10 protein-coding genes are annotated in these 9,432 nt (G+C 69.8%); 5 read left to right on the top strand and 5 right to left on the bottom strand.

Annotated features, from left to right (window positions below; all coding sequences use genetic code 11):
- Window positions 1-84: 84 nt before the first annotated feature.
- The 3 genes from ACFXGJ_RS22835 to cofC all read right to left on the bottom strand — a co-directional run bounded on the left by ACFXGJ_RS22835 (window position 85) and on the right by cofC (window position 4,002).
- The gene (locus ACFXGJ_RS22835; RefSeq protein WP_378625228.1) at window positions 85-1,011 is read right to left on the bottom strand and encodes an NUDIX domain-containing protein; all 927 of its coding nucleotides are present in this window, start codon (window positions 1,009-1,011) and stop codon (window positions 85-87) included.
- Window positions 1,012-1,041: 30 nt separating this feature from the next.
- Window positions 1,042-3,210 carry an RNA degradosome polyphosphate kinase gene (locus ACFXGJ_RS22830; RefSeq protein ID WP_378625234.1) on the bottom strand — a complete coding sequence of 723 codons (2,169 nt, stop codon included), beginning with the start codon at window positions 3,208-3,210 and terminating at the stop codon, window positions 1,042-1,044.
- Between the two features lie 93 nt (window positions 3,211-3,303).
- Window positions 3,304-4,002 carry a 2-phospho-L-lactate guanylyltransferase gene (gene cofC, locus ACFXGJ_RS22825; protein WP_378625225.1) on the bottom strand — a complete coding sequence of 233 codons (699 nt, stop codon included), beginning with the start codon at window positions 4,000-4,002 and terminating at the stop codon, window positions 3,304-3,306.
- Between the two features lie 108 nt (window positions 4,003-4,110).
- Between cofC and ACFXGJ_RS22820 the strand changes: the two genes are divergently transcribed.
- Together ACFXGJ_RS22820 and ACFXGJ_RS22815 are read left to right on the top strand one after the other, a co-directional pair.
- Window positions 4,111-5,109, top strand: coding sequence for an NAD(P)H-dependent glycerol-3-phosphate dehydrogenase (locus tag ACFXGJ_RS22820; protein ID WP_378625221.1), 999 nt, complete (start codon window positions 4,111-4,113; stop codon window positions 5,107-5,109).
- Window positions 5,110-5,143: 34 nt separating this feature from the next.
- Window positions 5,144-6,250, top strand: a complete 1,107-nt coding sequence (locus tag ACFXGJ_RS22815; RefSeq protein WP_378625219.1) for a D-alanine--D-alanine ligase family protein — start codon at window positions 5,144-5,146, stop codon at window positions 6,248-6,250.
- Window positions 6,251-6,279: 29 nt separating this feature from the next.
- Here ACFXGJ_RS22815 and ACFXGJ_RS22810 read toward each other — a convergent pair whose 3' ends face one another.
- Together ACFXGJ_RS22810 and ACFXGJ_RS22805 are read right to left on the bottom strand one after the other, a co-directional pair.
- The gene (locus ACFXGJ_RS22810; RefSeq protein WP_378625217.1) at window positions 6,280-6,891 is read right to left on the bottom strand and encodes a DUF3515 domain-containing protein; all 612 of its coding nucleotides are present in this window, start codon (window positions 6,889-6,891) and stop codon (window positions 6,280-6,282) included.
- Entirely contained in the window at window positions 6,867-7,100 is a 234-nt protein-coding gene (locus ACFXGJ_RS22805) for an Lrp/AsnC ligand binding domain-containing protein (protein WP_378625214.1), read from the bottom strand. Before ACFXGJ_RS22805 ends, ACFXGJ_RS22810 begins: the two co-directional genes overlap by 25 nt.
- Window positions 7,101-7,234: 134 nt before the next feature.
- On the opposite strand from ACFXGJ_RS22805, the gene ACFXGJ_RS22800 reads away from it, so the two are divergent.
- The 3 genes from ACFXGJ_RS22800 to ACFXGJ_RS22790 are packed head-to-tail and all read left to right on the top strand — an operon-like array spanning window position 7,235 to window position 9,430.
- Window positions 7,235-8,200, top strand: coding sequence for a thiamine-phosphate kinase (locus ACFXGJ_RS22800; RefSeq protein ID WP_378625231.1), 966 nt, complete (start codon window positions 7,235-7,237; stop codon window positions 8,198-8,200).
- A 13-nt stretch (window positions 8,201-8,213) separates the two neighbouring features.
- Window positions 8,214-8,735, top strand: a complete 522-nt coding sequence (locus ACFXGJ_RS22795; protein ID WP_378625211.1) for a gamma carbonic anhydrase family protein — start codon at window positions 8,214-8,216, stop codon at window positions 8,733-8,735.
- The gene (locus ACFXGJ_RS22790) at window positions 8,735-9,430 is read left to right on the top strand and encodes a uracil-DNA glycosylase (protein WP_378625208.1); all 696 of its coding nucleotides are present in this window, start codon (window positions 8,735-8,737) and stop codon (window positions 9,428-9,430) included. The genes ACFXGJ_RS22795 and ACFXGJ_RS22790 overlap by 1 nt, the downstream gene beginning before the upstream one ends.
- The last annotated feature ends 2 nt before the right edge of the window (window positions 9,431-9,432 follow it).

Here is a 9,432-nt window from a genome sequence, read left to right as displayed (position 1 = left end):
GATGCGCAGCGCCGCCCGGGGATTTCCCGTCGCCGCCCCTGTTCGTTCGCCTGGCAGGCCCGCTGCCTGGTGAGCCCGCCGGCCTCAGGCGTCCGGTAGCGCGCTGTCGATGTGGTTGGCGGCGACAAGTTTGCCGCCCGACAACGACAGCACCCAGGTGCTGCCCTTCCGGTTGCGTGCCGCCGGGAGTTCGACTCCGTCGCGCTCGGCCCACCACTGCAGCAGCGGCGGGATCACCAGGCCCTGGCTGCAGATGACCTGAACGCCGCCGCGTGCGGCGATCTTTCGGATCACCGCCTGCGCGGCCGCAGGATCCTTCGAATAGGCCTCCTCGGAGAGCGTCGGCTCGACGGTGATGTCGACCTCGATAGCCTGTGCGAGCGGTTCGACCGTCTGGATGCATCTGGTCCGATCCGCGGCGTGAATCTCGGTCGCCCCGAATGCCTGTAGCAGCGCACTCAGCGCGGCGGCCTGCATCCTGCCGTTCTTGTCGAGCGGCCGGACAGTGTCGTCGCCGGAGTACCGTTCGCTGCGGCCCGCCTTCGCGTGCCGAACCATCAGCACGGTGGTGGTGTCGACGGGCACCTTGAGGAAGCGGCGCAGGACCTTGTGGTCCACCGAGTAGGACAGCGCGCCGAACACGTCGTCTGGTGCGAGCCAGCGCAGCACGTCGACCTCGTTGTTGGGCACGAACTCCCCGCCCCTGGCCTCGGCCGCCCAGTAGTCGACCCGCTTGCGCTTGCGGTGGCCCGGCACCTCGTACGACACCCGCGTGACGTGCCTGCCGAGCTGCACCTCGAGACCGGTCTCCTCCTGCACCTCGCGCAGTGCTGCCACCACCGGAGTCTCACCGGGGTCGAGCTTGCCCTTCGGAAAGGACCAGTCGTCGTACTTCGGACGATGGATCAGGGCGATCTCGATCTCGTACGGATTCGTCGGAGATTTGCGCCACAGGACTGCCCCCGCCGCAAAGATGTTGGCCTTGATCGGGCGATCCGACTTCGAGGTCACAAGCTGCCTTCCTGCGATCGGGAGAAGGGCCTACGCTCCGCCGCGGCGGCTGCGCATCAATTCCTGCTGGTGCTCGCGTACCTGCTCGCCCCGGGCGGGGGAGGCCGCCCAGCTGCCGTCGGACTGCAGCACCCAGCACCGAGTGGTCGGATCGAGTGCGGAGTCGAAGATGTCGCCGAGCTGACGGGTCAGCCGCGGATCCTTCACCTGGGCCATGACTTCGACTCGCCGGTCCAGATTGCGATGCATCATGTCGGCGCTGCCGATCCAGAACTCGTTCGCGCCGACGAAGTGCAGGATGCGCGAGTGCTCGAGGAAGCGGCCGAGAATCGAACGCACCTCGATGTTCTCGCTCAGTCCGGGGACGCCGGGCTTGAGTGCGCAGATGCCCCGGACGACAACCTGTACGGGAACCCCGGCCTGCGAGGCGCGGTAGAGGGCGTCGATCACCTGCTCGTCGACGAGGGCGTTGGCCTTGAGCCGGATCCCGGCGGGCCTGCCGGCGAGCTTGGCCTCGGTCTCCGCCTGGATGCGCGCGACGATGCCGGCACGCACTCCGTGAGGGGCGACCAGAAGGTTGCGGTACTTGGCTTTTCGCGAATACCCGGTCAGCGAATTGAACAGGTCGGTGAGGTCGGCGCCGATCTCGGGTGAGGAGGTCAGCAGACCGACGTCCTCGTAGAGCCGCGCGGTCTTCGGGTTGTAGTTGCCGGTCCCGATGTGGCAGTAGCGACGGATCGTCGAGCCCTCACGGCGGACCACGAGGCAGGTCTTGCAGTGCGTCTTGAGGCCGACCAGTCCGTACACCACGTGCACGCCTGCCTGTTCGAGCTTGCGCGCCCACTTGATGTTCGCCTGCTCGTCGAAGCGTGCCTTGATCTCGACCAGCGCGACCACCTGCTTGCCGGCCTCGGCGGCGTCGACGAGGGCGTTGACGATCGGTGAGTCGCCGGAGGTCCGGTACAGCGTCTGCTTGATCGCCAGCACGTGCGGATCCGCGGCGGCCTGCTCGATGAATCGCTGCACGCTGGTGGAGAAGGAGTCGTACGGGTGGTGCACGAGGACGTCCCCGTCGCGCAACGTCGAGAAGACGCTCTTGGGGGTCTCGCGCTCACCGAAGGCCGGGTGGGTGGCGGGCACGAACGGAGCGTCCTTCAAGTTGGGGCGGTCTACCCCGTAGACCTGCCACAGGCACGAGAGGTCCAGCAGCCCGGGCACCTGGATCACGTCGCCCGGGTCCACGTCCAGCTCGCGCAGCAGCAGCTCGAGCATGTGGTCGGTCATGTCGTCGGCGACTTCGAGCCGGACCGGCGAACCGAACCGGCGGCGCGCGAGTTCGCGTTCGAGAGCCTGCAGCAGGTCCTCGTCGCGGTCCTCCTCGACCTCGAAGTCGGCGTTGCGGGTGATCCGGAACGCGTGGTGCTCGACGATCTCCATGCCGGGGAACAGGACGCCGAGGTGCGCCGCGATCAGGGCCTCCATCGGGAGGAACGCCGGGATCGCGGACGGCGAGTCGGCCCGGTTGACCCGGACGAATCGATCGACGTTGTCGGGAACCTTGACCCTCGCGAAGTGCTCCCCGCCGTTCGACGAGTCCTTCACGGTGACCGCGAGGTTCAGGCTCAGGCCGCTGATGTAGGGGAACGGGTGCGCGGGATCGACGGCCAGCGGTGTGAGCACGGGGAACACCTGGTCGATGAAGTACTCCGACAGTCGGCGTTCGTCGGCGGCGTCGAGATCGGACCACTTGATGATCGAGATGCCCTCCGCGGCGAGCTCGGGGAGCACCTTGTCGAGGAAGGTGCGCGCATGCCGTTCGGCGATCTCCTGCGAGCGCCGGTTGATCAGGGCCAGCTGCTCGCGCGGGGTCAGCCCGTCCGCGGAGCGTACGGACAGTCCGGTCTCGTCGCGTCGCTTGAGACCCGCGACCCGCACCATGTAGAACTCGTCGAGGTTCGAGGCGAAGATCGCCAGGAACTTGGCGCGTTCGAGCAGGGGGAGCGAGGGATCCTCGGCCAGCGTGAGCACTCGGGAGTTGAAGTCGAGCCAGCTGAGTTCACGGTTGAGGTAGCGGTCCTCGGGCAGAGCGATCACCGAACCGTCCACGGCCACCGGGGTCGCCGCGGGCGGGGCCGTCGGGATCACCGGGAGGTGGTTCTCGGCGGCGCGGTCGCCGTCACGCGTCCCGTTCGTCGCCACCTGTGCTCCGATGTCCTGTCTCACGCCTTCGCCGTTGCTCACCGGTCGATCATCCCCCAGATCGGAGGCCGGCGACAATCGACAACCTCGATGTCAGATGAATTCTGTTCGACGCGTGGACTCGGCCCGCCAGCCGATTCGGCGCAGGGTCTCGGCGGTCGCGGGTCCGGGTCCCAGCGCCGCCGCGGCGTCGAGATCGGCGGCGGTGTCCACGTCGAGTCGCAACCCGGGCCAGATCCCGGCCAATGCCGTTGCGCCGGAGTCGAGATGGCGCCGCGCCGAGCCTGCACCGAAGCGCGGGTCGAGCGCCGCGCGCGCGTCGCCGACGATCAGCGCCGAGGTCCCTGTGCCGTGGTGGTCCACCACGATCGCGCGTGGATGCGGCCGGGCTCGATCGAGTGCCTCGGACAGTTCGGTCCCGGACAGGCACGGCAGGTCGGCCTGCAGTGCGACGATCGGACCGTCGGCGTCGCGGGCGGCCGTCCTCGCCGCCGCACGGAGCGCGGCGTTGAGCCGGTCCGGTCCGGGCTCGTCCGGGTCGCGGTGCCAGCGGGCTCCGGCGGCTTCGGCGACCGCGGCGACCGTCGGGTCCGGTGTGATCACCGTGACATCGCCGACCCCGGGCGTCGAGCGGGCGGCGGCCAGGGTGTCGCGCAGCATGGCCAGGACCAGCGCGGTCCGGTCGGTGGGCGCGAGGCGAGGCGCCAGCCTGCTCTTGGCTCGATCGAGCCCCTTCACGGCGATGAGCACGTGCGCCCGCCCGATCGGCGGTGGCGGGTGCGCGACGTCCATGGGTCAATCCTGCCAGCACCGGGGAGTCGGTCGGTCGGCCGCAGCCCCCTCGTCGCCGATTACTGACAGAATGCGGAGAGTTGCGGACGGAGCGGGCGAAGGAGCTACATGGGGAGAGCGGCGGTACTGGGAGCGGGTTCGTGGGGAACTGCGTTCGCGAAAGTGCTGGCGGACGCCGGTACCGACGTCACGCTGTGGGCGCGTAGAACCGAAGTGGCGGAGGCGATCTCGAACGATCACGTCAATCCGTTCTACCTCGACGGAATCGAGTTGCCGGCCACGCTCGCGGCCACCAGCGATCCGGAGCGGGCGCTCGACGGTGCCGACATCGTGGTGCTCGCGGTCCCGTCGCAGTCGTTGCGCGAGAACCTGGCGGCGTGGACGCCGTCGATCGGACCCGACGCGTCGCTGTTGTCGCTGGCCAAGGGTATCGAGAGTGGCACCCTGCTGCGGATGAGCCAGGTGATCAGCGAGGTCACCGGGGCCGACCCGTCCCGGGTCGCGGTGCTGTCCGGGCCGAATCTGGCCCGCGAGATCGCGGCCGGCCAGCCCGCCGCGACGGTCGTCGCGTGCACCGACGAATCTCGGGCCATCGAGATTCAGAAATCTTGTGCCACAGGATATTTCCGTCCATACACCAACACCGACGTGGTGGGGTGCGAGGTCGGAGGGGCCTGCAAGAACGTCATCGCCCTAGCCTGCGGCATGGCCTCGGGCCTCGGCCTCGGCGAGAACACCAACGCCTCGATCATCACCAGGGGGTTGGCGGAGATGATCCGGCTCGGGGTGGCGCTCGGCGCGAACCCGGCGACCCTGGCCGGCCTGGCGGGCGTCGGCGACCTCGTGGCCACCTGCTCCTCCCCGCTGTCCCGCAACCGGACCTTCGGTACACACCTCGCGCAGGGTGGCACGCTGGCCAGTGCCCAGGCAGCGACCAAGGGTCAGGTTGCCGAGGGCGTGAAGTCGTGTACCTCGGTCCGGGCTCTCGCGCAACGCAGCGGCGTGGAGATGCCGCTGACCGAGGCCGTGCACAAGGTGTGTCACGAGGGACTGTCGGTGCCGGAGGCGGTAGGCCTGCTGCTCGGCAGGCGCATCAAACCCGAATGAGGGCGCACCCGCTGTTGAACGGTACTGTTTGCAGGTGAGCAATCCGCGTACGAGGGTGGCTGTGGTCTTCGGTGGCCGCAGCAGTGAGCACTCGGTGTCCTGTGTTTCTGCCGGTAGTGTGCTGCGCAATCTCGACCCGGAGCGATACGAGGTGGTCCCGATCGGGATCACCCCGGACGGCGCCTGGGTACTCGGTCCGGCAGACCCGGCGTCGCTGGCCATCGACGGCCGTTCGATGCCCTCGGTGGACGCGAGCGGAGCGGCCCTGACGCTGACGGCCGACCCGACGCGATCCGGCGCGCTGGTCGCCCTCGGCAACGAGGAGGCGGGTGCAGTCCTGGCGTCGGTCGACGTGGTCTTTCCCGTCCTGCACGGCGCCTACGGCGAGGACGGCACCATCCAGGGACTGCTCGAGCTCGCGGGACTGCCGTACGTGGGTCCCGGCGTGCTCGCCAGCGCGGCGGGAATGGACAAGGAGTTCACCAAGAAGCTCCTCGCGGCCGAGGGGCTGCCCGTCGGCACCCAGGTGGTGCTTCGACCTGGTACCGCCACCCTGTCGGATGCCGACCGCACCGAACTCGGGCTGCCGGTGTTCGTCAAGCCGGCCCGCGGTGGATCGTCGATCGGCATCAGTCGAGTCACCTCCTGGGACGATCTCGACGCTGCGATCGCGGAGGCGCGCAGTCACGACCCGAAGGTGATCGTGGAGGCCGCGATCCACGGTCGGGAGGTCGAGTGTGGTGTGCTCGAATTCCCCGACGGTGCAGTGCGTTCGAGCGTCGTGGCGGAGATTCGCATGCCCGAGTTCGCGGAGGACGACGGTGCCTTCTACGACTTCGACACCAAATACCTCGACGACATCTGCGAGTTCGACGTCCCGGCCAAGCTGGAGGACGACGTGAGCGCGGAGATCCAGGCGATCGCGGTCCGCGCGTTCGCCGCTCTGGACTGCCAGGGACTGGCTCGGGTGGACTTCTTCGTCACCGAGAACGGCCCGGTGATCAACGAGATCAACACCATGCCCGGCTTCACGTCGATCTCGATGTTCCCGCGGATGTGGGATGCGGCCGGGATCGACTACCGGACCCTGGTCTCGACGTTGGTCGACACCGCACTCGCGCGGGGCACCGGCCTCCGCTGACCTCGCCCGGCGCCGACCCCCTCCGTGGATCAGGGGTTCGGCACCGGCGCCGGGTCGAGCGGTTTCGGCGTGATCGCTGTCGCGACCGCATCCGAGGCGTCCTGCAGGGGCGTCGGGCCGAGGCCGTGCGGGATCGTCACCGCCACGTAGACGCCGCGGTCGACGGCGAACCAGGTGCTGGCGTCGACACCCTCGCCACCGGGAACCTCGAACCACTGCACGCCGTTGACCACCTGCAATGCGCTCGCCGCGTTGAACTCGGTGGGCCGGTCCAGGCCGCAGCGGAGCACGATCTCCTTGGCGTCCGTCGACTGCCAGGCCGCGGCGGACTCGGGGGCCGGGTCGACCAGTTCGGCGCGGGCAAAGTCGCCGAGCTTGTCGGGTAGTGCGCCGGTCAGTGCAGTGCACTCGGCGGAGCCCGACGCAGGGGCGGGCACGGAGCCGAGTGCGACGGGTTCGAGGGTGGGGTTGCGTCCGGCCATGAAGGCGGCGACCAGGACGCCGACGACCAGGGCGACGGGCAGCGCGACCGCCGCGGCGATCAGGCCGGGGTTGCGGCGTGCGGTGACGTCGGACTCGGGGGAGGACTCGGGGCCGGGGGCGGGAGATGTATCGGTCACGCGTGCGCCGCCACCTGGCATGTCAGCGTCCGGGTGATGCCCGCGACCTGCTGAATCCGTCGGACGACCGCGGGCAGCCCGGCGGCGTCGGCCGCCTCGACGCGAGCGACCACGTCGTAGGGCCCGAGAACGTCCTCGGAGCTCAGTACGTCGGGCAGTGCCGCGACCTGCTGGGCGATCAACGTCGCCTTGCCCACCTCGGTCTGTATCAAGATGAAAGCCTGCACCACCGGTGGGCCCCTTCCCAGCGCAGTGCCCCCGCGACCTCGGTAGAGTCGCGGTGACCTGGCTTGCTCCGTGCTCGACCGGGTCGATCCCCGGCCGCTCTCAAGGGTACCGCGGTCATTTTCGACGGAGGTGCGCCATCAGTTCGACCGATCCCGACGCGGGACGCACGGTCGCCGACATCGGAGAGTTCGCGGTGATCGAGCGCGCGATCGCCGGTCGGCGGCAGCCCGACTCCACCCTGCTCGGGCCAGGCGACGACGCCGCGGTGGTGCGGGCGGCCGACGGTCGGGTCGTGGTGTCCTCCGACATGTTGGTGCAGGGCAGGCACTTTCGGTTCGACTGGTCGACGCCGGAGCAGGTGGGCCGCAAGGCGGTGGCCCAGAACGGTGCGGACATCGTGTCGATGGGCGCCTGGCCCACCGCATTCCTGGTGTCGCTCGGGTGCCCCCCGGAGACGCCGGTCGCACTGACCGACGCACTGACGGACGGCATCTGGGCCGAGGCGCAGTCTCTGGGTGCGGGCGTGGTCGGCGGCGACACGGTGCAGTCGGAGCAGGTGGTCGTGTCGATCACGGTGCTCGGAGACCTGGGTGGCGCGGACGCGGTGCTGCGGTCCGGTGCGCGTCCGGGCGATCAGGTGGCCGTCGCGGGCCGACTCGGCTGGTCGGCGGCCGGGCTCGCGGCCCTGCTCGCGGAGTCCGAAGGGTTTCCGGAACTGGTTGTCGCGCATCAAGTTCCGATGCCTCCCTACCGTGCGGGGCTCGGCGCTGCCCGAGCCGGCGCCACCGCCATGACGGATGTCTCGGACGGACTGGTCGCCGACCTCGGTCACCTGTGCACGGCCTCCGGGGTGGCCGTCGACCTCGACTCCGCCCGCCTCGGACCCGCGCCGCAGTTGGTCGCCGCCGCCGCGGCGCTGGACGCCGACCCGTTGCACTGGGTACTCACCGGTGGCGAGGATCACGCGCTGGCCGCGACCTTCCCCGCCGATACCGCCCTGCCGGACGGCTGGCGCCGGATCGGCGCGGTTCGCGAGGGCTCGGGGGTGACCGTCGACGGGCGGTCGTGGACGGGTGCCGGCGGCTGGCAGAGCTTCGACTAGATAGGTTGCAGCCATGACTGTCTATGCACTCGGTGATCGCGAGCCCGACATCCACCCGGACGCCTACGTCCACCCCGATGCGGTGGTCATCGGCGCGGTGACCCTCGCGGCAGGCGCCTCGGTGTGGCCGCAGGCCGTTCTGCGCGGCGACTACGGGACCATCAGCATCGGTGCGAACACGAACATCCAGGACGGCACCGTCATCCACTGCACGCCGATCGACCCGACGGTCATCGGGTCGGGTTGCGTGGTCGGGCACAGCGCCCACATCGAGGGGGCGACGATCGGCAACGACTGCCTGATCGCGTCCGGTTCGGTCGTGCTGAACGGGTCGAGGGTCGGCGCGGGCGCGATTGTCGGTGCCGGCGCGGTGATCCCGTTCAGGTTCGAGGTCCCCGAGCGGCGCATGGCGCTCGGCGTCCCGGCGAAGATCCGCGAGGGCTACGAGGTGCCGGTCGGGCACCTCGACACGAACGTCAAGACGTACGCCGCGAACGCCGCGTTCTACCGCGAGTCGCTGCGCAGGCTCGACTGATGCCGCCGCGTCCGCTGACCGAGCTCGTCGACCCCGGCTGGGCGGCCGCGCTGGCGCCCGTCGCCGACCGGATCGCGGCGATGGGCGAGTTCCTGCGCGCAGAGTCGGAGGCGGGTCGCGGCTACCTGCCCGCGGGGGAGAACGTGCTGCGGGCGTTCGGGCAGCCGCTCGACGACGTCCGAGTACTCATCGTCGGGCAGGACCCCTACCCGACGCCCGGTCATGCAGTGGGACTGAGCTTCTCGGTTGCCCCGGGCGTCCGTCCGGTGCCGCGCAGCCTCGTCAACATTTTCACCGAGTACAGCGCCGATCTCGGGTACCCGACGCCCGCCAACGGTGACCTGACGCCATGGGCGCAGCAGGGTGTGTTGCTGCTGAACAGGGTGCTGACCGTGCAGCCCGGCCAGGCCGCTTCGCATCGCCGCAAGGGGTGGGAGCAGGTCACCGAGCAGGCAATCCGGGCGCTCGTCGACCGGACCGATCCCACCGGCGCACCACGACCGCTCGTCGCGATCCTGTGGGGCCGTGACGCCGCCACCCTCAAGCCGATGCTCGGGGACGTGCCGGTCGTCGAATCCGTTCATCCGTCGCCGTTGTCGGCCTCGCGGGGGTTCTTCGGCTCGCGCCCGTTCAGCCGCGCCAACCAGCTGCTCGACGGGCTGGGTGCGAAGCCGGTCGACTGGCGCCTGCCCTGAAC

Source organism: Rhodococcus sp. NPDC059234 (assembly GCF_042754225.1).
Taxonomy (GTDB): Bacteria; Actinomycetota; Actinomycetes; order Mycobacteriales; family Mycobacteriaceae; genus Rhodococcus_G.
Note: the sequence above shows the minus strand (reverse complement) of the source record. Positions and strands in the feature narration are given on the sequence as shown.

Excerpts from the sequence above, each read along its gene's own strand:
- cofC (WP_378625225.1), bottom strand. The coding sequence starts at position 4,002 with ATGGACGTCGCGCACCCGCCACCGCCGATCGGGCGGGCGCACGTGCTC.
- ACFXGJ_RS22820 (WP_378625221.1), top strand. The coding sequence starts at position 4,111 with ATGGGGAGAGCGGCGGTACTGGGAGCGGGTTCGTGGGGAACTGCGTTC.
- ACFXGJ_RS22790 (WP_378625208.1), top strand. The coding sequence starts at position 8,735 with ATGCCGCCGCGTCCGCTGACCGAGCTCGTCGACCCCGGCTGGGCGGCC.
- ACFXGJ_RS22810 (WP_378625217.1), bottom strand. The coding sequence starts at position 6,891 with ATGCCAGGTGGCGGCGCACGCGTGACCGATACATCTCCCGCCCCCGGC.
- ACFXGJ_RS22795 (WP_378625211.1), top strand. The coding sequence starts at position 8,214 with ATGACTGTCTATGCACTCGGTGATCGCGAGCCCGACATCCACCCGGAC.